This is a genomic window from Pseudomonas deceptionensis (genome assembly GCF_900106095.1).
In the GTDB taxonomy this organism is placed as follows: domain Bacteria; phylum Pseudomonadota; class Gammaproteobacteria; order Pseudomonadales; family Pseudomonadaceae; genus Aquipseudomonas; species Aquipseudomonas deceptionensis.
The window spans coordinates 2,668,738-2,692,582 of record NZ_FNUD01000002.1; the positions used below are offsets into that span (position 1 = coordinate 2,668,738).

General features: G+C 58.9%; 24 protein-coding genes. 5 read left to right on the top strand and 19 right to left on the bottom strand.

Annotated elements, in window-relative coordinates:
* Window positions 1-27: 27 nt before the first annotated feature.
* From BLW11_RS12215 to ccoN (BLW11_RS12270), 12 genes are all read right to left on the bottom strand, one after another.
* On the bottom strand, window positions 28-570 hold the full coding sequence (locus BLW11_RS12215) for a FixH family protein (RefSeq protein WP_048358485.1): 543 nt from the start codon (window positions 568-570) through the stop codon (window positions 28-30).
* A gap of 11 nt (window positions 571-581) precedes the next feature.
* Window positions 582-1,997, bottom strand: a complete 1,416-nt coding sequence (ccoG, locus tag BLW11_RS12220) for a cytochrome c oxidase accessory protein CcoG (RefSeq protein ID WP_048358484.1) — start codon at window positions 1,995-1,997, stop codon at window positions 582-584.
* A 216-nt stretch (window positions 1,998-2,213) separates the two neighbouring features.
* A complete protein-coding gene (locus tag BLW11_RS12225) occupies window positions 2,214-2,624 on the bottom strand; it encodes a type II toxin-antitoxin system VapC family toxin (RefSeq protein WP_048358483.1) in 411 nt (136 codons plus the stop codon).
* The gene (locus BLW11_RS12230) at window positions 2,624-2,872 is read right to left on the bottom strand and encodes a type II toxin-antitoxin system Phd/YefM family antitoxin (RefSeq protein WP_048358482.1); all 249 of its coding nucleotides are present in this window, start codon (window positions 2,870-2,872) and stop codon (window positions 2,624-2,626) included. Before BLW11_RS12230 ends, BLW11_RS12225 begins: the two co-directional genes overlap by 1 nt.
* Window positions 2,873-3,016: 144 nt before the next feature.
* The gene (ccoP, locus tag BLW11_RS12235; protein WP_048358481.1) at window positions 3,017-3,994 is read right to left on the bottom strand and encodes a cytochrome-c oxidase, cbb3-type subunit III; all 978 of its coding nucleotides are present in this window, start codon (window positions 3,992-3,994) and stop codon (window positions 3,017-3,019) included.
* Window positions 3,991-4,182: a CcoQ/FixQ family Cbb3-type cytochrome c oxidase assembly chaperone gene (locus BLW11_RS12240; protein WP_003447209.1), complete on the bottom strand. Its 192-nt coding sequence runs from the start codon at window positions 4,180-4,182 to the stop codon at window positions 3,991-3,993. The genes ccoP (BLW11_RS12235) and BLW11_RS12240 overlap by 4 nt, the downstream gene beginning before the upstream one ends.
* Before the next feature lie 5 nt (window positions 4,183-4,187).
* Entirely contained in the window at window positions 4,188-4,796 is a 609-nt protein-coding gene (gene ccoO / locus BLW11_RS12245) for a cytochrome-c oxidase, cbb3-type subunit II (RefSeq protein ID WP_048358480.1), read from the bottom strand.
* Complete coding sequence (ccoN, locus tag BLW11_RS12250; RefSeq protein WP_048358479.1) at window positions 4,796-6,238, bottom strand: cytochrome-c oxidase, cbb3-type subunit I; 1,443 nt, start codon at window positions 6,236-6,238, stop codon at window positions 4,796-4,798. Before ccoN (BLW11_RS12250) ends, ccoO (BLW11_RS12245) begins: the two co-directional genes overlap by 1 nt.
* Before the next feature lie 479 nt (window positions 6,239-6,717).
* Entirely contained in the window at window positions 6,718-7,656 is a 939-nt protein-coding gene (gene ccoP / locus BLW11_RS12255) for a cytochrome-c oxidase, cbb3-type subunit III (RefSeq protein ID WP_048358478.1), read from the bottom strand.
* Window positions 7,653-7,844, bottom strand: a complete 192-nt coding sequence (locus BLW11_RS12260) for a cbb3-type cytochrome oxidase subunit 3 (RefSeq protein WP_019826673.1) — start codon at window positions 7,842-7,844, stop codon at window positions 7,653-7,655. The genes ccoP (BLW11_RS12255) and BLW11_RS12260 overlap by 4 nt, the downstream gene beginning before the upstream one ends.
* Before the next feature lie 15 nt (window positions 7,845-7,859).
* Window positions 7,860-8,468 (bottom strand): cytochrome-c oxidase, cbb3-type subunit II, encoded by a 609-nt coding sequence (ccoO, locus tag BLW11_RS12265; protein WP_048358477.1) that lies wholly within the window; start codon window positions 8,466-8,468, stop codon window positions 7,860-7,862.
* 10 nt (window positions 8,469-8,478) lie between these two features.
* On the bottom strand, window positions 8,479-9,903 hold the full coding sequence (ccoN, locus tag BLW11_RS12270) for a cytochrome-c oxidase, cbb3-type subunit I (RefSeq protein WP_019826669.1): 1,425 nt from the start codon (window positions 9,901-9,903) through the stop codon (window positions 8,479-8,481).
* A 73-nt stretch (window positions 9,904-9,976) separates the two neighbouring features.
* Here ccoN (BLW11_RS12270) and BLW11_RS12275 point away from each other — a divergent pair, with 73 nt between their 5' ends.
* Window positions 9,977-10,660 carry an alpha/beta family hydrolase gene (locus BLW11_RS12275; protein WP_048358476.1) on the top strand — a complete coding sequence of 228 codons (684 nt, stop codon included), beginning with the start codon at window positions 9,977-9,979 and terminating at the stop codon, window positions 10,658-10,660.
* 97 nt (window positions 10,661-10,757) lie between these two features.
* On the opposite strand, the gene BLW11_RS12280 is transcribed toward BLW11_RS12275, so the two are convergent.
* The 3 genes from BLW11_RS12280 to acnA form a co-directional block, all read right to left on the bottom strand.
* Window positions 10,758-12,323: a methyl-accepting chemotaxis protein gene (locus BLW11_RS12280; RefSeq protein WP_048358475.1), complete on the bottom strand. Its 1,566-nt coding sequence runs from the start codon at window positions 12,321-12,323 to the stop codon at window positions 10,758-10,760.
* A gap of 103 nt (window positions 12,324-12,426) precedes the next feature.
* Window positions 12,427-13,218 carry a CPBP family intramembrane glutamic endopeptidase gene (locus tag BLW11_RS12285; RefSeq protein WP_048358474.1) on the bottom strand — a complete coding sequence of 264 codons (792 nt, stop codon included), beginning with the start codon at window positions 13,216-13,218 and terminating at the stop codon, window positions 12,427-12,429.
* A 174-nt stretch (window positions 13,219-13,392) separates the two neighbouring features.
* Window positions 13,393-16,137, bottom strand: a complete 2,745-nt coding sequence (acnA, locus tag BLW11_RS12290; protein ID WP_048358473.1) for an aconitate hydratase AcnA — start codon at window positions 16,135-16,137, stop codon at window positions 13,393-13,395.
* 204 nt (window positions 16,138-16,341) lie between these two features.
* Between acnA and rlmM the strand changes: the two genes are divergently transcribed.
* Window positions 16,342-17,418 carry a 23S rRNA (cytidine(2498)-2'-O)-methyltransferase RlmM gene (rlmM, locus tag BLW11_RS12295; RefSeq protein ID WP_048358472.1) on the top strand — a complete coding sequence of 359 codons (1,077 nt, stop codon included), beginning with the start codon at window positions 16,342-16,344 and terminating at the stop codon, window positions 17,416-17,418.
* A gap of 14 nt (window positions 17,419-17,432) precedes the next feature.
* Window positions 17,433-17,681, top strand: coding sequence for a sulfurtransferase TusA (tusA, locus tag BLW11_RS12300; RefSeq protein ID WP_048358471.1), 249 nt, complete (start codon window positions 17,433-17,435; stop codon window positions 17,679-17,681).
* Window positions 17,682-17,765: 84 nt separating this feature from the next.
* Here tusA and BLW11_RS12305 read toward each other — a convergent pair whose 3' ends face one another.
* Window positions 17,766-19,166 carry an MATE family efflux transporter gene (locus BLW11_RS12305; protein WP_048358470.1) on the bottom strand — a complete coding sequence of 467 codons (1,401 nt, stop codon included), beginning with the start codon at window positions 19,164-19,166 and terminating at the stop codon, window positions 17,766-17,768.
* A gap of 175 nt (window positions 19,167-19,341) precedes the next feature.
* Between BLW11_RS12305 and pdxB the strand changes: the two genes are divergently transcribed.
* Window positions 19,342-20,487 carry a 4-phosphoerythronate dehydrogenase PdxB gene (gene pdxB / locus BLW11_RS12310; RefSeq protein WP_048358469.1) on the top strand — a complete coding sequence of 382 codons (1,146 nt, stop codon included), beginning with the start codon at window positions 19,342-19,344 and terminating at the stop codon, window positions 20,485-20,487.
* A gap of 114 nt (window positions 20,488-20,601) precedes the next feature.
* Here the strand turns inward: pdxB and BLW11_RS23980 are convergent, their stop codons facing one another.
* Window positions 20,602-20,778, bottom strand: a complete 177-nt coding sequence (locus tag BLW11_RS23980) for a PA1571 family protein (RefSeq protein ID WP_048358468.1) — start codon at window positions 20,776-20,778, stop codon at window positions 20,602-20,604.
* Window positions 20,779-21,030: 252 nt separating this feature from the next.
* Here BLW11_RS23980 and BLW11_RS12315 point away from each other — a divergent pair, with 252 nt between their 5' ends.
* On the top strand, window positions 21,031-22,788 hold the full coding sequence (locus BLW11_RS12315) for an ABC transporter transmembrane domain-containing protein (RefSeq protein WP_048358467.1): 1,758 nt from the start codon (window positions 21,031-21,033) through the stop codon (window positions 22,786-22,788).
* A 146-nt stretch (window positions 22,789-22,934) separates the two neighbouring features.
* Here BLW11_RS12315 and ppnP read toward each other — a convergent pair whose 3' ends face one another.
* Entirely contained in the window at window positions 22,935-23,216 is a 282-nt protein-coding gene (gene ppnP, locus BLW11_RS12320) for a pyrimidine/purine nucleoside phosphorylase (RefSeq protein WP_048358466.1), read from the bottom strand.
* Window positions 23,217-23,295: 79 nt separating this feature from the next.
* The gene (locus BLW11_RS12325; RefSeq protein ID WP_048358465.1) at window positions 23,296-23,838 is read right to left on the bottom strand and encodes a 3'-5' exonuclease; all 543 of its coding nucleotides are present in this window, start codon (window positions 23,836-23,838) and stop codon (window positions 23,296-23,298) included.
* Between the last annotated feature and the right edge of the window lie 7 nt (window positions 23,839-23,845).

A 23,845-nucleotide genomic window follows, 5' to 3' on the forward strand; every position in this document is an offset into this window, starting at 1 on the left:
GCAGGAACGGCCTTGCCCGCGACGGGATTACTTCTTGTTGTGGTCTTCCGCGCCTTGAAGCGGCTCGTCACCCAGTAGCAGGTCCATGTCGTGGCCGACCACCTCTTCCTCAAACAGACGCCAGGTCTTGCCGTCTTCTACGCCCAGCAACTCGACGAAGCGACGACCTTCGATCTTGTCATCCAGCTGGCCGATGTAGCGCCCTGGCTCTGACGCGCTCTGGCTCAGGCTGATCTTGCGGTCTTTTTCAGGCTGGGTCGGAGAGATCAGGTTCAGTTCCAGCACCTGCGGCTTGCTGTTGCCCTCAAGCAGCAGCACGACTTCACCGGTCATTTCGTCCAGGCGCAGCTTGGCTTTCAATTGCAGGGTCTGGCCCAGCAATTCACGGTCCAGCGCTCGGTTGATGCCTTTGCCAGCCTCGTAGTAGTTGTCGTTCACCAGGTTGTCCGGGTTGTTCACGGCAATGGTGACCATTGACAGGGTCAAGGTTACCGAACAGGCGAGGATGGCGATGATGATCCAGGGCCAAATATGCTTGTACCAGGGGCTGGAGGCATTTGCTGCGGGCATGTCGAGTTCTCTTATCTGATTTGTGGGCCGATGAATCGGCTCTTGGCTTTAACGTTGACGTCGTTGTTGTCGGCGTCCTTGAGGATAAAGAACACCTCGTTGGTGCTTGACGGTAGTTTCTCGGGCGCAATCGACAACTCGACCGGCAGGCTGACGATATCGCCGGCCGCGACCTTGATTTCGCGTTTGCCTTGCAGCTTGAGGTCAGGCAGGCCGGTGGCGTCCAGTACGTAGGTGTGGTCTTGCTGGTCCTTGTTCATGATCTTCAGGCTGTAGACGTTTTCGATCCGGCCTTCAGCGTTTTCGCGGTAGAGCACCCGGTCCTTGCTGACATCGAAGCCCACCAGTGTGCGGGTGAAAAATGCGGCGGCCAGCAGCCCCATCATGGTCAGCAATACCAGCGCATAGCCAATCAGGCGCGGGCGCAGCTTATGGGTTTTCTGGCCCGAAAGGTTGTGCTCGGTGGTGTAGCTGATCAGGCCGCGGGGGTAATTCATCTTGTCCATGATGCTGTCGCAGGCGTCGATGCACGCGGCGCAGCCGATGCACTCGATCTGCAGGCCGTCACGAATATCGATCCCGGTCGGGCACACCTGTACGCACATGGTGCAGTCAATGCAGTCGCCCAGGCCCTGGGCCTTGTAGTCAGCGTCTTTTTTGCGTGGGCCCCGGACTTCGCCGCGACGCGGGTCGTAGGAAACGATCAGGGTGTCTTTATCGAACATGACGCTCTGGAAGCGCGCATACGGGCACATGTAAATGCACACTTGCTCGCGCAGCCAGCCTGCGTTGCCGTAGGTGGCGAGGGTGAAAAAGCCGACCCAGAAATACGCCCAGCCATCGGCCTGGCCGGTAAAGAAGTCGAACACCAGCTCGCGGATGGGCGAGAAGTAACCGACAAAAGTCAGGCCCGTGACAAAGCCGATCAGCAGCCACAGGGTGTGCTTGCTGAGTTTGCGCAGGAACTTGTTGGCGCTCATTGGCGCCTTGTCGAGTTTGATGCGCTGGTTGCGGTCGCCTTCAGTGACCTTCTCGCACCACATGAAAACCCAGGTCCAGACACTTTGCGGGCAGGTATAGCCGCACCACACACGCCCGGCGTACACGGTAATGAAGAACAGGCCAAAGGCCGCGACGATTAACAGCCCGGACAGCAGGATGAAATCCTGTGGCCAGAAGGTAGCGCCAAAAATAAAGAACTTACGCTCGGGAAGGTTCCACCAGACGGCTTGATGGCCACCCCAGTTGAGCCACACCGTGCCGAAATACAGCAGGAACAGGATGGCCCCGCCACCGATGCGCAGGTTGCGGAAAAGGCCGGTGAAGGCGCGGGTGTAGATTTTTTCCCGGGCTGCGTACAAATCGACGCTTTCAGTGGGTTTTTTGGCAGGTGGAGTGACGTCGTGTACAGGAATCTGATTGCTCATTAGTGCGTCCCACGGCAGTGGAAAATGCCTCGGTCAGTACGTGCCGACCGCGGTCAGAAGGTGTTGCGATAGCGTAATGATACGCCTGTGACTCTAGCTCAAGGGTGCGACCTTTGGTCGCGTTCCGGAAAAGAAGAAGTTGGTATAGGAGTTGTAACAAGTCGTGACATGGATCAATTGACTTAGGGCGGCAGGTGAGTTGTGCGCAGCCTTGAATCAGAGCTCCCAAGGGTTGAGCAGGGAGGCGCCGCTGAAGGCGAAGTCCTTTGTATTGCGGGTGACGACGGTCATGTTGTGGATCAGTGCAGTGGCAGCGATCAGGGCATCGCTCTCGTTGCTGCGGTCAGGGACGTGCAGGCGTGCGCAGCGTCGGGCAACGCTGCCGTCTACGGACAGCACGCGCCCGGCAAAAGCGGGGATGACATGGTTGTCCAGCCAGTTGCGCAACGGAACGGCTTGCGCAGGGTCGCGACGCTCCAGGCGCAAAATGCCGGTTTCGATTTCAAGCAGGCTAATGGCCGAAATGTACAGCCTGTAGGCCGGAACATTGCGGGCCCAGGCTACCACGTTGGGATCCGCCTGGGGTTTACGCAGTTCAGAGATGACGTTGGTATCGAGCAGGAACATTAGAAGTCCACTGGGCGCGGCGTGATGACTGCGCGTTCAGGTTCAAATTCAACCGCTGGCTCTGGCATGACGAGAAGGTCGACGATGCTGGCGTTCAGTCCGGTCAGTCGTTGGTACTCCTCCATGCATAGCAGTACATGGGCGGGGCGACCACGATCAGTGATGTAAACCGGCCCATTTTGGGCTGCCTTTTTGGCACCACTTGTGTCCTGGTTGAAATCGCGGCTTGAAATGGTCGTGATTGACATGGGCTGTTCCTCCCCGAAAAGTATAATGTAGAAACGTTACTACCTTTAAGGCCTGGGCTGCAACAGCCTGGGGGATCCTGAAACAAAATGGCCCCGCCAACTTTCGTGGGCGGGGCCATTTTTTGCTGCGTTCAGGCTTCTGCGTTACTCGGCTGCCTTGGCGTCATCGCCGTGGGACAGGCTGTAAACGTAGGCGGCCAGCAAGTGAACCTTGTCATTCCCTTGCATGTCAGCCTGTGCAGGCATCTGGCCCTGACGGCCGTAACGGATGGTCTGCTGCAGTTGAGCGAAGCTCGAACCGTAGATGAATGCCCCTGGGTGGGTCAGGTCAGGTGCGCCCATCAGAGGGTTGCCCTTGCCTTCAGGCCCGTGGCAAACCGAACAGTTGGTGGCGAAGATTTCCTTGCCTTTGGCAGGGTCGGCCTTCGCGCCTTCTGGCAGTTTGCGGCCATCGAGGTTGGTGAGCACGTAGGCAGCGACGTCGCTGACGCCTTGCTCGCCAATCACTTCAGACCAGCCCGGCATTACAGCGTGACGACCATTCATGATGGTGGTCTTGATGTCTGCCGGCGTACCGCCCCAGCGCCAGTCGGCGTCGGTCAGGTTCGGGAAGCCATAAGCGCCCTTGGCGTCGGAACCGTGGCACACGGAACAGTTGGACGCGAACAGACGGCCACCCATTTTCAGTGCTTGCGGATCCTTGGCGACTTCTTCAATGGGCATGGCTGCGAATTTGGCGAAGATCGGCCCAAATTTGGCGTCCGATTTGGCCATTTCCTTTTCCCACTCGTGAACGCCGGTCCAGCCTGACTGGCCATTGGCAAACGGAGTTTGCTCTTTGGTGTCCAGGTACTGATAGCCCGGCAGCAGGCCTTTCCAGTTACCCAGGCCCGGGTACAGAACGAGGTAGCCAAGGGCGAAAATGACGGTGCCGACAAACAGCATGAACCACCATTTCGGCATCGGGTTGTCGTACTCTTCGATCCCATCGAAAGCGTGCCCGACTTTCTCGTCGGTCTGCTCGCTGCGCTGGCCCTTGCGTGTGGCCAGCAGCAGCCAGGTCAAGGCGAAGATGGTACCCAGAGTGAGGACTGTAACGTACAGACTCCAGAATGTAGTCATTCTTTGTTACTCCTAGAAGCTTGCTCTTGCTCGACGTGCTTGATGGCTTCGGGATCATCCTTGAACGGCAACAAGGTAGCGTCGTCAAACTCAGACTTGCGTCGCGGGCTGAAAACCCACAATGCCAAACCGATAAAAGCCACCATCACGACGACGGTGCCCAGGCCTCGAATCATCCCGATATCCATCTAGATCACCGTTTGCTTTTGATGATGGTGCCCAAGCCCTGGAGGTAAGCCACCAGTGCGTCCATTTCGGTTTTGCCCTTCACAGCATCCTTGGCACCGGCGATGTCTTCGTCGGTGTAAGGAACGCCGAGCTTGCGCAAGACTTCCATTTTTTTCGCCGTATCCTTGCCGTCGAGCTTGCGCTCTACGAGGAAGGGATACGCCGGCATGATCGACTCAGGCACTACGTTGCGCGGGTTGTACAAGTGCGCACGCTGCCAGTCATCGGAGTAGCGGCCGCCGACGCGGGCCAGGTCCGGGCCGGTACGCTTGGAACCCCACAGGAACGGGTGGTCCCAGACGCTTTCACCGGCAACCGAGTAGTGGCCGTAGCGTTCGGTTTCGGCGCGGAACGGACGAATCATCTGCGAGTGGCAACCGACACAGCCGTTGGCGATGTAGATATCGCGACCTTCAAGCTCCAGCGCGCTGCGAGGCTTCATGCCCTCAACCGGGGTGTTGGTCACGTCCTGGAAGAACAGCGGAACGATTTGGGTCAGGCCGCCAATACTGACAGCGATGACCATGAAGAAGGCCATCAGGCCAATATTCTTCTCGATTGTTTCGTGCTTCATCAGTGGGCTCCAACTACAGAGATCTTGGTCGCCGCTTCAGCTTCTACCGGGTTCGAGGCACGTACGGTGCGGAACACGTTGTAAGCCATGAACAGCATGCCGCTGGCGAAAATTGCACCGCCGATGGCGCGAACGATAAAGCCCGGGTGGCTGGCTTGCAGCGCTTCCACGAACGAGTAGGTCAGGGTGCCGTCGTCGTTGATTGCACGCCACATCAGGCCCTGGGTGATGCCGTTGACCCACATCGAAGCGATGTAAAGCACGGTACCGATAGTCGCCAGCCAGAAGTGCGTGTTGATCAGGCTGGTGCTGTACATCTGCTTCTGACCGTAGATTTTCGGGATCATGTGGTACATGGCGCCGATCGAAATCATCGCAACCCAACCCAGTGCACCGGCGTGTACGTGGCCGATGGTCCAGTCGGTGTAGTGCGACAGCGAGTTGACGGTCTTGATTGCCATCATCGGGCCTTCGAAGGTCGACATGCCGTAGAAGGCCAGGGACACAACGAGGAATCGCAGGATCGGGTCGGTGCGCAGCTTATGCCATGCGCCCGAGAGGGTCATCATGCCGTTGATCATGCCGCCCCAGCTTGGAGCCAGCAGGATGATCGACATCGCCATGCCCAGGGACTGGGCCCAGTCCGGCAGAGCGGTGTAGTGCAAGTGGTGCGGGCCTGCCCAGATGTACAGGGTGATCAGTGCCCAGAAGTGCACGATGGACAGGCGATACGAGTAGATCGGACGCTCGGCTTGCTTGGGCACGAAGTAGTACATCATGCCCAGGAAGCCTGTAGTCAGGAAGAAACCTACAGCGTTGTGACCGTACCACCACTGGATCATGGCGTCAGTCGCACCGGCGTATGCCGAGTAGGACTTGAAGAAGCTCACCGGCAGGGACGCGTGGTTGACGATGTGCAGCATTGCCGTCACGACAATGAACGCACCGTAGAACCAGTTACCCACATAGATGTGCTTGGTTTTGCGCTTGGTAATGGTGCCGAAGAACACAATGCCGTAGGTCACCCAGACGATGGCCAGCAGGATAGCCAAAGGCCATTCCAGCTCTGCGTATTCTTTGGTCGTGGTGTAACCCAGCGGCAACGTGATGATCGCGCCGAGGATGACCGCCTGCCAGCCCCAGAAGGTGAACGAGGCAAGGGCATCGGAGATCAGGCGCGTCTGGCAGGTGCGCTGCACGACATAGTAAGAGGTACCGAACAATGCACAGCCACCGAAGGCAAAGATCACAAGGTTGGTATGCAAGGGGCGCAGACGGCCGAAGGTCGTCCATTCGAGGCCAAGGTTCAATTCAGGCCACACAAGCTGTGACGCGATGAAAACCCCGAGCCCCATGCCAAGGATCCCCCAGACCACCGTCATGATGGCGAACTGGCGGACTACCTTATAGTTATAAGCAGTCGGACTGATTGCTGTGCTCATTCTAAGGTTCCACGGTTTAGGTGTTTTATTAGGATAAAAATCGGTCGCAAGTATGTATAAAGCGTAGGGTTATTGCAACGAAGCATGACCCCGGTCAATGCTTTCCAAGGCTGATTCTGCGGCCTTTCCATGCGGGTAGTAAGGTCAAAGTGACCTCGCCAAAAATGCCGAATGGAGGGCAAAACCGAAGGGGGTGAGGCGGGCAGATTCTGGTGGGGGTAGGGCGTGGCAAGAGCATGGCGAAGATCGCGATGGACGATAGCCGGTGTAAACCCACTAGTGTGGCCCGTAACAGTGCCCTTCAACTTACCGATTTTTTTCACTTGACGTGAAGCCGGGGGAGTCCCGAACACGCAAGTTAAGAGCTTAGTCCTGAATGGCGGGAGAGCAATGACGGACTAAAAAGAGGTGCGACACTTGGTCGCGCTTTGGGGCGGGAACTGCCGCACCAAAATGATGCGACAGGAAATGTCTGGTAATTATTCGGCTGTTTTTTCCTCTTGATTACCATGTGACAAACTGAACACGTATGCCGCCAGCAGCTGCACCTTGTCGTTGCCCAACAACTCGTTTTGCGCAGGCATGTGGCCTTGTCGGCCGTGGCGAATGGTTTGCTGCAATTGCGCCAGGCTGGTGCCGTAGATAAAGCCTGCAGGTTGCGTCAGGTCCGGCGCGCCCATCATGGGCATGCCTTTACCGTTGGCACCGTGGCATGCCACGCAGGTGGTATCAAACGCCTGCTTGCCTGCAGCCAGATCCACCGCAGAGTCTTGCGGCAATGGCAGGCCGGCCAGATCGTGACGCACGTAGGCGGCGACGTTTTTGACCCCGGCTTCACCCAGCACTTCACCCCATGCCGGCATGGCCGCGATGCGCCCGCCCATGATGGTGGCCTTGATGGTGTCGGCATCGCCGCCCCAGCGCCAGGTGTTGTCGGCCAGGTTAGGGAAGCCGAAAGCACCCTTGGCATCCGAGCCGTGGCACACCGAGCAGTTGGAGGCGAACAGGCGGCCACCCATTTTCAGTGCGGCCGGGTCCTGTGCCACTTGCTCCACGGGCATGGAGGCATATTTGGCATAAATCGGTCCGAACTTGGCATCCGCCTTGTCCATTTCCTTTTGCCATTCGTTAACGCCAGTCCAGCCATCCTCATAACCGGGCAGCAGGCCTTTCCAGTTGCCCAGGCCCGGGTACAGGATCAGGTACCCCACGGCAAACACCAGGGTGCCCACGAACAACATGAACCACCATTGCGGCAGCGGGTTGTCGTACTCCTCGATGCCATCAAAGCTATGGCCCATGGTCTGGACGGTATCGCTTTTGGTTTCACCCTTGCGCGTACTGACCAGCAGCCAGGTCAGGCCGATCAGCGTGCCAATGGTCAGCACGCATATATAGAGACTCCAGAAGGTGGTCATGCTTTGTTACTCCTAGACGCTTGTTCTTGCTCGACGTGTTGAATCGCCTCTGGATCGTCCTTGAATGGCAGTAAGGTCGCGTCTTCAAATTCTGACTTGCGCCGCGGGCTGAACACCCACAGCGCCAGGCCGATAAACGCCACGGCCACCACCACAGTGCCCAGGCCGCGAATCATTCCACTACTCATCTCGAAGACCATGACTTACCTCTTGCTCTTGATGGCAGTGCCAAGCACTTGCAGGTAGGCCACCAACGCGTCCATCTCTGTTTTGCCCTGCACGGACTGCTTGGCGTTGGCGATGTCTTCGTCGGTGTACGGCACGCCCAGGGTGCGCATCACTTCGAGTTTCTTCTCGGTATGGCTGCTGTCTACCGGAGCCTCCACCAGCCACGGGTACGCTGGCATTTTCGACTCGGGCACGACGTTGCGCGGGTTGTACAAGTGCGCGCGATGCCAGTCATCCGAGTAGCGACCGCCTACGCGGGCCAGGTCCGGCCCGGTGCGCTTGGAACCCCACAGGAACGGGTGGTCCCACACGCTTTCACCGGCCACCGAGTAGTGGCCATAGCGCTCGGTTTCTGCACGGAACGGACGGATCATCTGCGAGTGACACTGCACACAGCCTTCGCGAATGTAGATGTCGCGACCTTCCAGTTGCAGTGCGGTGTAAGGCTTCATGCCCTCAACCGGCGTGTTGGTCACGTCCTCAAAGAACAGCGGGACGATTTGCGTCAGGCCGCCGACACTCACGCACAGAATCATCAGCAACAGCATCAGGCCGATATTTTTTTCAACGACTTCGTGTTTCATTGCCAACTCCTCAGGCCATCTGCGCGGCGGCTACGACTTCAGCGGGCTCGGCGTTACGCACGGTGCGCCAAGTGTTGTAAGCCATCAGCAACATGCCGCTGAAGAAGATCGCACCGCCGACCAGTCGCACGACATAGCCCGGGTGGCTGGCCACCAGGGTTTCGACGAAGGAGTAAGTCAGCGTGCCGTCTTCGTTGACTGCGCGCCACATAAGGCCTTGAGCGATGCCGTTGACCCACATCGAAGCGATGTAGAGCACGGTACCGATGGTGGCCAGCCAGAAATGCGCGTTGATCAGGCCCAGGCTGTACATCTGCGGGCGACCGAAGATTTTCGGGATCATGTGATACAGCGCACCGATCGAAATCATCGCAACCCAGCCCAGCGCACCGGCGTGTACGTGGCCGATGGTCCAGTCGGTGTAGTGCGAGAGGGCGTTGACGGTCTTGATGGCCATCATCGGACCTTCGAAGGTCGACATGCCGTAGAAGGCCAGGGACACAACGAGGAATCGCAGGATCGGGTCACTGCGCAACTTATGCCAGGCGCCCGAGAGGGTCATCATGCCGTTGATCATGCCGCCCCAGCTGGGTGCCAGCAGGATCAGCGACATCACCATGCCCAGCGACTGGGCCCAGTCCGGCAGTGCGGTGTAGTGCAGGTGATGGGGGCCGGCCCAGATGTACAGGGTGATCAGCGCCCAGAAGTGCACGATGGACAGGCGATAGGAGTAGATCGGACGTTCGGCCTGTTTCGGCACGAAGTAGTACATCATCCCCAAAAAGCCAGCCGTCAGGAAAAAGCCCACAGCGTTATGTCCGTACCACCACTGCACCATGGCGTCAGTGGCGCCACCGTAGAGCGAGTAGGACTTGGTGAAACTGACCGGGATTTCCAGGTTGTTGACGATGTGCAAAATGGCCACGGTCACGATAAAGGCGCCGAAAAACCAGTTGCCCACGTAGATGTGCTTGGTCTTGCGTTTCATGATCGTGCCGAAGAACACGATGGCGTATGCGACCCAGACGATGGTGATCAAAATGTCGATCGGCCATTCCAGTTCGGCGTATTCCTTGGAACTGGTGTAGCCCAGCGGCAAGCTGATGGCTGCCAGCACAATCACCAGTTGCCAGCCCCAAAAGGTAAACGCCGCGATCTTGGGCGAGAACAATGTGGCCTGGCAGGTACGTTGTACCGAGTAGAACGAAGCGGCGAACAAGGCGCAGCCGCCGAAGGCGAAGATCACTGCGTTTGTGTGTAAAGGGCGCAGGCGCCCGAAACTGGTCCAAGGCAAATTGAAGTTGAGTTCCGGCCAAACCAACTGCGCGGCGAGAAAAACGCCGAGCCCCATACCGACGATGCCCCAAACCACCGTCATAATGGCAAATTGGCGGACCACCTTGTAGTTGTAGGCGGTACTTGTAGAAGTGTTCATGGTTCCCCATCCACGGTTCAGGCGAATACAAATGCACGCCTGGAGTTATAGGCAGACTAAAAGCGAGGCAAGCATGGGTGTAGGAGGCAAGGCCGGTATTGACGGGGATCAATGGCTGAAGTGCGTGGAACAGCGGGGCTGGCTGTGGAATGGCGCGCCAACCCCCTCATCCATGACGCTGATTCTGGCCCACGGAGCGGGGGCTCCGATGGACAGTGCCTGGATGACAGGCATGGCTGAGCGCCTTGCTGCACGCGGGGTGAGCGTGTTGCGCTTCGAGTTCCCGTACATGGCTCAGCGACGGCTAGATGGTGGTAAAAGGCCACCCAATCAGCAGGCAAAATTGCTTGAATGCTGGCATGAGGTATTTACCGAGGTGCGACGGCATGTCGCTGGGCAATTAGCCATCGGCGGCAAGTCGATGGGCGGGCGCATGGCCAGTCTGGTTGCTGATGAGCTAGAGACGCACGCTCTGGTGTGCCTGGGTTATCCGTTTTATGCCGCAGGCAAACCGGAAAAACCGCGTGTGGCGCACTTGGCTGAACTGCAAACGCCGACTCTGATTGTGCAGGGCGAGCGTGATGCGCTGGGCAACCGGGAGGCGGTGGAGGCCTACACGCTGGCACCGGGTATTGAAGTGTCGTGGCTCGTGTCGGGGGATCACGACCTGAAGCCATTAAAGGCTTCGGGGTTTACCCATGAGCAGCATCTGGATGCGGCGGCAGACAAGATAGCGCGGTGGTTGCAGCAACCTTGAACGATTTGTGGGAGCGAGCCTGCTCGCGATGGCATCAACGCGGTGCAAGTGTTGAACCGCGGCGATCCAATCGCGAGCAGGCTCGCTCCCACAAGGGTCAGCGGTTAAACCGCGCTACCAGCGAGTACTGGGTGTTCACGGTCTGGCTCAGCTCTTCGCTCAACAGCGCCGAGTGTTGCGCCTGCTCGGAGGTCTGGTCCGCGAGATCGGCAATGGTGCTGATGTTGCGGCTGACTTCTTCAGCCACTGCACTTTGCTCTTCGGTCGCGGCGGCGATCTGGGCGGTCATGTCCGTGATATTGGCTACCGCCTCGCTGATGCCGATCAGTGCCTGGTCAGCCTCCAGCACGCGAGCCACGCCTTCTTCAGCCTGACGGTGCCCGGCGTTCATGGTTTGTACGGCCGTGGCGGCGGTCTGTTGCAGCTTGGCAATCAGGCTATGAATTTGCCCGGTCGATGTGCTGGTACGTTGTGCCAGCTGGCGCACTTCGTCAGCCACCACGGCAAAGCCGCGGCCCATTTCACCTGCCCGTGCGGCCTCGATGGCGGCGTTCAAGGCCAAGAGGTTGGTCTGGTCGGCAATGCCCTTGATCACATCTACAACGCCGCCGATCTCATCGCTGTCCTTGGCCAACTGCGTGACCGTGGCCCCGGTTTCGCCCACTACCACCGACAAACGCTCAATGGCCTCGCGGGTTTCACCGGCAATGTCGCGCCCGCGGCTGGTCAGGCGATTGGCCTCTTGCGTGGCGTCAGCGGTACGTTGCACGTGGCTGGCCACTTCTTGCGTGGTCGCGGCCATCTGATTGACCGCAGTTGCCACTTGCTCGGTCTCAACGCGCTGGCGTTCCAGCCCGACCGAACTCTTGTGCGCTAGGATGTCGGATTGACGGGCTTGCCCGCTCAGGTGTTCAGCGGTGTCCTGCAGACGCGTCAGGCAGGTTTTGAGGCGTGCTTCCTGGCTCAGGATGGACATTTCCAGACGCGCTTGCGGGCCACGGCTGTCGGTGTACATCTGGGCGATAAGCGGGTCGGACGTGGTTTGTTCGGCCAGGCGCAACAGGCGCTTGATCCCGCGCTGTTGCCAGCTCAGGCCGAGCAACCCCAGCGGGATCGATAGCAGGGCGGCCAGGGCGAAACCCCAACTGGAATTGAGCAGGGCACCAATCATGAAGCTCAACTGGCTGACCAGAATAAAGGGCAGCCAGTCCTGCAGCACCGGCAGCCACTTGTCGCGTTGAGGCACTGCCGACTTGCCACTATTGAGGCGAGAGTACAAGGCTTCGGCGCGGCGGATTTGTTCGGCAGTCGGCTTGATCCGTACCGATTCGTAGCCCACCACGCGCTCGTTCTCGAACACCGGGGTCACGTAGGCATTGACCCAGTAGTGGTCGCCATTCTTGCAGCGGTTTTTCACAATACCCATCCATGGGGCGCCCTTTTTCAGGGTGCTCCACATATGCTCAAACACTGCCGACGGCACATCGGGGTGGCGCACAAGGTTGTGCGGCGCGCGTATCAGCTCCTCACGCGAAAACCCGCTGATTTCCATAAAATCATCGTTGCAATAGGAAATGACGCCTTTGGCATCAGTCGTGGAAATCAACCGTTGTTGCGCGGGGAATGTCCGTTCGCGTTGAGTGATGGGCTGGTTGTTACGCATGTCGTTTCAATCCGCAAGACTTTGACAGGCTGTCGGCACATGCAGGGATTTGTTTAATTTATATTTCAGGCCGGGGCGTGGAGGAACGCCCCGGTTGTTGTTGCTAGGGGACGAGCATCGGGTAGGTGAAAAACACGAAGTGCAGCACGTTGACGCCAAAGTGCGTGGTAATCGCCGCACTCAGCCCGCCAAAGCGGTAGGCCAGGCCGTAACCGATCCCTGCCAACCCTGCCAGTAATACCCATTTCCAGCCTGCGGCGGCATGGGCCAGGCCGAACAGCACGGCGGCCACCAGCAGCGCTATGGTCTGGCCATAGGGCAACAGCTTGAGGCGGCGGCTCATCCCGCCCTGGATATAACCGCGAAACAGTGCTTCTTCAACCAGCGTCACCAGCAGCAGATTGTTCAACAGCCAGATCGTGCTTTGGGGTGGCCATTTTGGCGCCCAGGCAATCATGCCCAGCAGCATCGCACCCCCCAGCGCCAGAATGGCCGCCAGTGCCAGGCCCATCAAGCTGGCGCCCAGAGATACCCTCCAGGCAAATCGTGGCGCAATCCACGGGCATACCAGCAGCAGCCAGAAGCCGATCAGTGGTTTGTCCAGGTTGAAGTACATCGAGAACGGTACGGCATCGGGTGTCAGCCACGTCGGGCTGATGGCCCGGCCGTTATGGAAACCGGGCAGCCAATGCAGGGCCAGGGCCAGGGCGAGCAGAACAAAGAGCCCGTGGCCGGCATAACGCAGGTAATGGTTTTTGTTCTGGAGGACGGCAAGCCCGCTGATAATCAGCAGGGCCAGCGCGATCAGGGTTTGAACTCCCAATTGCCCATAGCTCAGGGCAAGGCCGTAGCCGAGGGTAAGAAGTGCCAGATAAGGCCATGGCAAAGCGATCATGAAAATCCTTGGAATCGTTAAAAAAGCGCCCCAAATGCAATTTGGGGCGCGCAAGTATAACGACTCGGGCACTTGTAGGAGCGAGCCTGCTCGCGATGCATGCAATGCGGTCCGCCAGGATTAACGCGGTGATGCAATCGCGAGCAGGCTCGCTCCCACAAGGTTGAGGTGTCGCTAGGAGGCAATCAGCTGGCGCAACACATAGTGCAAGATCCCTCCCGCCTTGAAGTATTCCACTTCGTTGAGCGTATCAATCCTGCATAGCACGTCGACTTTTTCCTGGCTGCCATTTTCGCGAGTGATAACCAGTGTCAGGTTCATCCGCGGTTGCAGCTCGGCATCCGTCAGCCCAAGGATATCCAGGGTTTCCTTGCCCGTGAGCTTCAGGCTTTTGCGATTCTGGTCGAGCTTGAACTGCAACGGCAGCACACCCATGCCCACCAGATTAGAGCGGTGAATACGCTCGAAGCTCTCGGCGATCACCGCCTTGACGCCCAGCAGATTGGTGCCCTTGGCGGCCCAGTCGCGGCTTGAACCGGTGCCGTATTCCTGGCCTGCAATCACCACCAGTGGCGTGCCTGATGCCTGATAGCGCATGGCTGCATCGTAAATCGGCAACTTCTCACCGGTGGGAATGTAGATCGTATTGCCGCCTTCTTCGCCGCCGAGCATTTCGTTGCGAATACGGATATTGGCGAAGGTGCCGCGCATCATGACTTCATGGTTGCCGCGACGCGAACCGTAGGAGTTGAAGTCCCGTGGTTCGACGCCTTTCTCGCGAAGATAGCGCCCGGCAGGACTGTCGGCCTTGATATTGCCAGCAGGGGAGATGTGGTCGGTGGTCACCGAGTCGCCCAAGAGCGCCAGGATGCTCGCGCCTTTGACGTCAGCAATCACTGGCAACGGCCCGCTGATGTCATCGAAGAACGGTGGGTGCTGGATGTAGGTCGAGTCCTGTTGCCAGACATAGGTGGACGCTTGCGGCACTTCGATGGCCTGCCACTGTGCATCACCGGCGAATACTTCGGCGTATTCCTTGTGGAACATGCGGGTGGTGACTTGCGCCACCGCGTCGGCAATTTCCTTTTGGCTTGGCCAGATATCGCGCAGGTACACCGGTTTGCCGTCTTTACCCACTCCTAGCGGTTCGCTGCTGATATCAATACGTACCGTACCCGCCAAGGCGTAAGCCACTACCAGCGGCGGTGAGGCCAGCCAGTTGGTTTTCACCAGTGGATGTACGCGGCCTTCAAAGTTGCGGTTGCCCGACAACACCGAGGCTACGGTCAGGTCAGATTGGGTGATGGCCTTTTCAATCGGCTCTGCCAGTGGCCCGGAGTTGCCGATGCAGGTGGTGCAGCCGTAACCCACCAGGGCAAAGCCCAGTTGGTCGAGGTATTGGGTCAGGCCGGCGGCCTTGTAGTAATCGGTCACTACCTTGGAGCCCGGCGCCAGCGAAGTTTTGACCCAGGGTTGGCGGGTCAGGCCTTTTTCGACGGCCTTTTTCGCCACCAGCCCGGCGGCCATCATCACGCTCGGGTTCGAGGTGTTGGTGCAGGAAGTAATGGCGGCAATCACCACGGCACCGTTTTTCAGGCGGTAGGTATGGCCTTCATAGCTGTAGTCCGCTTCGCCGATCAAGTCCGCATTGCCCACGGCCACGCCACCACCACCTTCGCTCTCAAGGCGGCCGACTTCTTTTTTGGTGTTGGGCTTGAATTGCAGGCTCAGAAAGTCGTCGAAGGCCTGCGCGACATTGGGCAGCGAAACCCGGTCTTGCGGACGTTTCGGGCCGGCCAGGCTTGCTTCGACGGTGCCCATGTCGAGGGCCAGGGTTTCGGTGAAAACGGGCTCAAGGCCCGCTTGCCGCCACAGGCCCTGGGCTTTGCAATAGGCTTCGACCAGTTTGACGGTGGCGTCAGGGCGACCGGACAACCGCAGGTAGTCCAGGGTGATGTCATCGACCGGGAAAAAGCCGCAGGTGGCGCCGTATTCGGGGGCCATGTTGGCAATGGTGGCCCGGTCGGCCAACGGCAAGTCAGCCAGACCATCGCCATAAAATTCGACGAACTTGCCGACAACGCCCTTGCTGCGCAGCATTTGGGTGACGGTCAGCACCAGGTCCGTGGCGGTGATGCCTTCTTTAAGCTTGCCGCTGAGCTTGAACCCCACCACTTCCGGGATCAGCATCGACACGGGCTGGCCGAGCATGGCCGCTTCGGCTTCAATCCCGCCCACCCCCCAGCCCAGCACGCCGAGGCCATTGATCATGGTGGTATGGGAATCGGTGCCCACCAGCGTGTCGGGGAACGCGTAGGTGCGCCCGTCTTCGTCCTTGGTCCAGACCGTGCGGCCCAGGTACTCCAGGTTCACCTGATGGCAAATCCCGGTGCCGGGTGGCACCACGCTGAAGTTATCAAAGGCATTTTGCCCCCAGCGCAAAAACGCATAACGCTCGCCGTTGCGTTCCATCTCGATATCGACGTTTTGCTCAAAGGCGCCGGGGCTGTCGAACCGGTCGACCATCACTGAGTGGTCAATCACCAGATCCACCGGGGACAGCGGGTTGATCCGCTGCGGGTCACCGCCAGCCTTGGCCATCGCAGCGCGCATGGCGGCCAGATCGACCACGGCGGGTACGCCGGTAAAGTCCTGCATCAGCACCCGTGCCGGGCGGTACTGGATTTCCCGGTCACTGCGACGCTCCTTGAGCCAGGCAGCCAGTGCCTTGAGGTCGGGCTCGGTGACGGTTTTACCGTCTTCCCAGCGCAGCAGGTTTTCCAGCAGCACTTTGAGTGACATCGGCAGCTTGCTTAAGTCACCAAGGGACTTGGCGGCAAGGGGAAGGCTGAAATAGTGATAAGTCTTATCGTCGACTTTTAGTGTGGCTAGGGTGTTCAGGCTATCGAGGGAGGACATGAAATGACTCCTTTGGGCGGATCACGTTACGCAAGCAGAGCTTCTAACCTAGCTCTGATTCCGGGCGCTGGCTAATAACTGGACTGTCTATGGGGGTTCAAGGTTCCGAACTCAGTTATCATGCCCGCCTTTTCGTGACACACCTTGCTCCAAAGCAAGGTTGCGCAGCCGGCCAATTCCCGCCTGTTGCCCAGGAGTAATTCAATGAACACCGTTTTTATGCACTGCCGTCCCGGTTTTGAAGGCGAAGTCTGCTCGGAAATCGCCGAGCACGCCGCACGCCTCAATGTCTCCGGCTATGCCAAGGCCAAAACCAGCGCTGCCTGTGCCGAGTTTGTGTGTACCGAAGCAGGCGGCGCCGAGCGCCTGATGCGCAGCTTGCGGTTTGCCGAACTGATTTTCCCGCGCCAGTGGGCTCGGGGTGGCTTTGTCGATCTGCCAGAAACCGACCGTATCAGCGTGATCCTTGAGCACATGGCCGACTTCCCGGTGTGTGGCAGCCTGTGGTTGGAAATCGTCGACACCAATGATGGCAAAGAGCTGTCCAACTTCTGCAAAAAGTTTGAAGCCCATTTGCGCAAGGCGCTGATCAAGGCCGGCAAACTGGTGGAAGAAGACGCGCACAAGCCGCGCCTGCTGCTGACCTTTAAAAGTGGCCGTGAAGTGTTCCTTGGTCTGGCGGAGTCTGATAACTGCGCCATGTGGCCCATGGGTATTCCGCGTCTGAAGTTCCCGCGTGAAGCGCCGAGCCGCTCGACCCTCAAGCTGGAAGAGGCCTGGCACCACTTCATCCCCCGCGATCAGTGGGACGAGCGCTTGCACAGCGACATGACCGGCGTTGATCTGGGCGCAGCCCCGGGTGGCTGGACCTGGCAGTTGGTCAATCGCGGCATGATCGTGACGGCCATCGACAACGGCCCAATGGCCGAGAGCCTGATGGACACCGGTTTGGTGCAACACTTGATGGCCGATGGTTTCACCTTCAAGCCCAAGCAGCCCGTGGACTGGATGGTGTGCGATATCGTCGAAAAGCCGGCGCGTAATGCGGCGATGCTTGAAGAGTGGATTGGCGAAGGTCATTGCCGTGAAGCCGTGGTTAACCTGAAACTGCCGATGAAGCAACGTTATGCCGAAGTGCGTCGCTTGCTTGACCGTATTGCTGACGGTTTCAAGGCACGGGGCATCCAGGTGGAAATCGGCTGCAAGCAGCTGTACCACGACCGCGAAGAAGTCACCTGTCACTTGCGTCGCATTGACGTGAAAAAACCAAAATCTCGCTGATTCAGGAGTGAATGATGAGTTTTGCTGATCTGCCGGTTGACGGCACTCTGGACGCTACCGGCCTCAATTGCCCTGAGCCGGTGATGATGCTGCACCAGTACATACGCGACCTGGCGCCGGGTGGCTTGCTGAAAGTCATCGCCACCGACCCCTCGACCCGCCGCGACATTCCCAAGTTCTGCGTGTTTCTGGACCATGAACTGGTAGGGCAGCAGGAAGAGGCGGGCACGTACCTGTACTGGATCCGCAAGAAGCAGGATTAAACGTTCAGGTAGCTACCGTGGGAGCGAGCCTGCTCGCGAAAGTCGCCGTATTGAGGCGTTCGCGAGCAGGCTCGCTCCCAGAGGTCAGGCCCTGCGGCGAATATGTTTTTTCGCACTGCGGGCCAGCCGCACGCCGAGCATCAGCGCGGCGCAGGTCAGGCCCACGATCAAACCCTGCCACAGCCCGCTCGGGCCATTGGCTTCGCCGAACCAGTCGGTCAGCCCCAGCGCATAGCCCACCGGCAAACCAATCCCCCAATACGCAAACAACGTCAGGATCATCGTCACCCGCGTGTCCTGATAACCGCGCAGTGCGCCGGCGGCGGTCACTTGAATCACATCCGAGAATTGGTACAGCGCGGCAAACATCAGCAGCATGGTCGCTACCTCGATCACCATCGGGTCTGCGGTGTAGACGGTTGCAATTTGCTCGCGCAACAACAGGATCAAACTGGCTGAAATCGCCGCCCACACCAGCGCCGTACCCATGCCAACCCCAGCCACAAACCGCGCTTCGCGGGGTTGCTCACGGCCCAGGGCCTGGCCCACGCGCACGGTAATTGCCATGCCCAGCGAGTACGGGATCATGAACACCAGTGAACTGAAGTTCAGGGCGATTTGATGGCCCGCCACGACGGTGGCGCCCAGGCTGCCGATCAACAGCGCAATCACCGCAAAAATACTCGACTCGGCAAAGACCGCGATCCCGATCGGCAGGCCCACGCTGAGCAAGCGCTTGATGATCGCCCACTTCGGCCATTCAAAATGGCTGTACACCTGGCTCGACTTGTAAATCGCGCCACGAAAAGTCCAGACCACCATACCGAGTGCCATAAACCACATCACAATGGCCGTGGCCCAGCCGCAGCCCACGCCGCCCATGGCCGGTACACCGAAGTGGCCATAGATAAAGATGTAGTTGATCGGGATATTGAGGGCCAGCGCGCTCAGCCCCAGCACCATGCTGGGACGGGTCTTGCCCAGGCCGTCGCTGAAATTGCGCAACACGCAATAGAGCCCCACGGCCGGCATGCCACTGGCGATGCCGTGCAGATAGCCCATGCTCGGTTCGATCAGTTCGGGGTCGACCTTCATCAAATGCAGCAGCGGTTCGGCCCCGATCAAAATCAGGGCTGCGCACAGGCCGGTCATTAAGGCTAGCCACATGGCCTGGCGCACGATCGGGCCGATTTCACCCTGTGCATTGGCGCCAAAGCGCTGGGCGACCTTGGGCGTGGTTGCCAGCAAAATGCCCGACATCAGCAAAAATACCGGCACCCAAATGGAGTTGCCCAGCGCCACGGCAGCCAGATCCCGTGGCCCGACGCGCCCTGCCATGACCGCATCGACAAACCCCATGGCGGTGGTGGCGATCTGGGAAATGATGATTGGAAACGCCAGCGCCAACAGCGCTCGCACTTCCGTGCGGACCCGGGCCGGGCGGCTGACAGTGAGGGAAGGAGGGTTATGAGTCACAGAGTTCACAAGCGTGTATCCACAGTGATTAACGCGCAAAGCCGGCAATTGTACGCCTGACCAAATGGTCAGAAAACACTGAGTTGTAGGAGCTTTGTAAACGTGATTGTAAGTACCTTCTACACCCGGCTGGCCCATTCGTCGCAACAACGCCTACACTGCCACTCCGCGAAAGGAGCCTGCCATGTTGATTGTTGCTGACGAAAATATTCCGCTGCTCGAAGAATTTTTTGCTGACTTCGGTGAAATACGCCGTTTTCCGGGCCGCCAGATCAGCCGCGCCGACGTGCTTGATGCCGATATCCTGCTGGTGCGCTCTGTGACCAAAGTCGACCGCGACCTGCTTGAAGGCAGCGCAGTGCGGTTTGTCGGGACGTGCACCATCGGCACTGACCACCTGGCGCTCGAGTACTTTCAGCGCGCCGGGATTCAGTGGTCCAGCGCCCCCGGCTGCAATGCCCGTGGCGTGGTGGACTACGTGCTCGGCAGCTTGCTGACCCTGGCCGAAATCGAAGGCGCCGATCTGACGCAACGCACCTACGGTGTGGTGGGCGTCGGGGAAGTGGGCGGGCGTCTGGTCCAGGTGCTGCGTTCGCTGGGCTTCAACGTGCTGCTCTGCGACCCGCCGCGTCAGGCAGATGAAGGTGGCGATTACGTCAGCCTCGAACAGATCATCGAGCAATGCGATGTCATCAGCCTGCACACCCCGCTGGACAAAACCGGCAGCGACCCGACCTGGCACTTGCTCGACCGCGAGCGCCTGAACCAGTTGAAACCCGGTACATGGCTGATCAATGCCAGCCGTGGCGCGGTCGTCGACAATGCCGCGCTGCGTGAAGTGCTGACCCGGCGCGAAGACCTGCAAGCGGTGCTGGACGTGTGGGAAGGCGAGCCACAAGTAGACGTCGAGCTGGCTGACCTGTGCGTACTGGCGACCCCGCACATTGCCGGGTACAGCCTGGATGGAAAGCAGCGGGGGACTGCGCAGATCTATCAGGCGCTGTGCGATTACCTCGGCCATTTGCCGCAGGTCAAACTTGCCGACTTGTTGCCTGCGCCCTGGCTGGCGAAGGTTGAACTGAGTGCCGACAGCGATCCTGCCTGGGCCATGGCCATGCTTTGTCGTGGCGTGTACGACCCGCGTCGCGACGATGCGGATTTTCGCCGCAGCCTGACCGGCAGTGTCGAAGAGCAAAAGCTGGCGTTTGATGGCTTGCGCAAGAACTACCCGATTCGCCGTGAAATCGAAGGCCTGGCCGTGCATGTCGACGGCGAATCAGTGGCCTTGAATCAACTGGTGAAAGCCTTGGGCGGGGTGCTGGTGCCGTAATTGAAGGCATAAAAAAACCGGCCTCACGCTGTAAGGCCGGTCAGTGATTCTTGAACTGCTATCTAACATGCAGGCGCTGGCTAGTCAGCTCCTGCAGAGGGGCACGACAGAGGATCAGTCTTTGAGCACAGGCTTGACCAGACGCTGCTCCAGCTCATGGCAGGCGTTCTGGATCATCGCCTCGGTGATCAAAATCTCCTTGCCATTTTCGTCGATAATCGCGCAGCCCAAAGATTGCTGTGGTTGGGTGCGAATCACCGGTACGGCTTGAGCGTTGTGTTGCAAATCCATGGCCTGTCTCCTCATCAGGGTGTATTGATACTGTAGATCCGTTTAATGACCAAGCTGTTACAAACTTGGCGGCCACTCCAGTCCAACAGAAATATCCTGAAACTTCCAGCCTCACTTTAGAACATTAGAGCCTAGGGTTTACTGTTCCAGGTCATATTCAAAACGAGTGAGAAAGGTTTACCGATATAAGCAGAACTTCGTTGTAGGCTGTGTAAGGCTTTTCACGCTGGTTCACTTCTCGGATACCTACTGATGCTTTCTTCCCGTCACCGCCGTGCCATTCGTCTGGCTATCCATTTTGTTGCGCCCTATCGTTGGCAGGCCTTTGGCGCCTTGTTGGCACTGATTGTCACGGCGGGCATCACCTTGTCGATGGGGCAGGGCATCCGGCTGTTGGTCGACAAGGGTTTCATGACCCAGTCCCCGCACCTGCTCAACCAGTCCATCGGGTTTTTTCTGATCCTGGTGCTTGGTTTGTCGGTGGGTACTTTTGTGCGTTTTTACCTGGTGTCCTGGATCGGCGAACGGGTGGTGGCCGATATTCGTCGCCAGGTGTTCAACCACCTGATCGACTTGCACCCGGGGTTCTATGAGAACAACCGCAGCTCGGAAATCCAGTCACGGCTGACTACCGATACCACGTTGCTGCAATCGGTCATTGGCTCTTCGCTGTCCCTGTTCCTGCGCAACAGCCTGATGGTGATTGGCGGCGTCGTGCTGCTGTTTGTCACCAACCCCAAACTGACCAGCATCGTGGTGGTCGCCTTGCCCCTGGTGCTGGTGCCGATCCTGTTTTTTGGGCGCCGGGTGCGCAGCCTGTCGCGCCAGAGCCAGGACCGTATCGCCGATGTGGGCAGCTATGTCGCCGAAGCCCTGGGCCAGATCAAAACGGTGCAGGCCTACAACCACCAACAGCAAGACCAGCAACGTTTTGCCACGACGGTTGAGCACGCGTTTGCCACGGCCCGTAAACGCATCCTGCAGCGCGCGTGGCTGATTACCCTGGTGATCCTGCTGGTGCTGGGCGCGGTGGGGGTGATGCTGTGGGTCGGCGGAATGGACGTGATTGCCGGGCGGATCACCGGTGGCGAACTGGCCGCGTTCGTGTTCTACAGCCTGATCGTTGGCAGTGCGTTCGGTACCTTGAGTGAAGTGATTGGCGAGCTGCAACAGGCGGCGGGGGCGGCGGAGCGGATTGCTGAGCTGTTGCAGTCAAAAAGCCTGATTGAGCCGCCGAGCACGGGGTTGCTGGTGTTGCCTGAGCGGGTGGAGGGGAATCTGCTGCTTGAAAATCTGCACTTCTCCTATCCTTCGCGCCCGGAAAGTTATGCCATTGACGGCTTGAGCCTGACGATCAATGCGGGTGAAACCCTGGCCCTGGTCGGTCCTTCGGGGGCGGGCAAGTCGACGTTGTTTGACTTGCTGCTGCGTTTTTACGACCCCCAGCAAGGTCAGATCCTGCTTGAAGGCCTGCCGATCACCCGGCTTGATCCCCAGGACCTGCGCCGTTGCTTTGCCCTGGTGTCGCAAACCCCGGCACTGTTTTTCGGCACCATTGAAGACAACATTCGGTATGGCAATGCGGGGGCCAGTGACGAGCAAGTCGAAGCGGCGGCACGGATTGCCCATGCGCACGATTTCATACTGCAAATGCCCGAGGGCTACAAAACCCACCTGGGTGATGGTGGCTTGGGCTTGTCGGGCGGGCAGCGCCAGCGTTTGGCAATTGCCCGGGCGTTGCTGGTCGATGCACCGGTCCTGTTACTGGACGAAGCCACCAGTGCCCTTGATGCCCAGAGCGAGTACTTGATCCAGCAAGCCTTGCCCAGCCTGATGCAAGGCCGCACGACCCTGGTGATCGCCCACCGCCTGGCCACGGTGCAGAACGCCGACCGCATCGCGGTGATGGACCAGGGCAAGCTGGTAGCCATCGGCACCCACGCACAGTTGATCGCCAGCAACGCGCTGTATGCACGGCTGGCGGCGCTGCAGTTCAATGTGGGGGTGTGAGACCTGTGGCAGCTGCCGAGGGACGATGGCTTGAGATACACCAACCGTGGGAGCGAGCCTGCTCGCGAAAATCATTCGCGAGCAGGCTCGCTCCCACAGAGGGTCTTGACCGGTGACAGAGTCTCTACAGGGGAGTGTGCAGGGCCTTAGCGGTACTCACACAGGTAAGCCGTATCAACGGGCACTTTCAGCTGGAACTTGCTGTTGGCCGGCACGTTGAACTGGCTGCCGCTTTTGAACGTTTCATACTCACTGCTGCCTGGCAGTTTGACGCTCAGCTCACCCGACACCACGTGCATGATTTCGCGCTCGGCCGTACCGAACTCGTACTCGCCCGCAGCCATGACGCCAATGGTGGCTTTGCCTTCGGTTTGTGTGAAGGCAATCGACTTGACGGTACCGTCGAAGTATTCGTTGACTTTGAACATGGCGATTCCTCGGAATGGGCTAAAAAGGGCTGGCCAGTATGCAGAAGCGGTTTTATCCCGTCACGCCCTTTTATGGCCGCTAAACCTTGAGGATCAGTGGCAACAAACGCGCCGTGTTTCGTGCATCTTCCAGCGCGCGATGTTGCTGCCCGTTGAACTGCATCCCGGCCAGTTGCAGCGCGCTGTTAAGCCCCAGCGGGCGCTTTAGCTGGCGGGCCTGGGCAAACTGCTGCTTGAGGTTGGTGTGGGGCAATTGCATCAGTGCACTGGCGAGCTGCTTGTGGTGCCACTCCTGTTCCAGTTGCTTGCGATCGTAGTCGCCCCAGCTGGCCCAGCCTTCGAGTTTGGGCAGGTGCTGGCCCAGCCAGCGTTCGAACTGTTCCCACACCAGTGTCATCGGCGCTGCGGCATCGATGTTGGCTTGGGTGATACGGGTCAGTTGCCGGCAAAACGGGGTCAGCAACGGGCGCCGTTGCGGGCGGATGAAACGCTGGAAATGATCCACCTCGCGACCTGCGCGGGTGACCACGCTGGCACCGATTTCAATCACTTCCATTTCCTCGAGGGGCCAGCCGCCATCATCAGTAGTGGCTTCCAGGTCAATTACCAGCCAGTGAGGCATGTGCAGC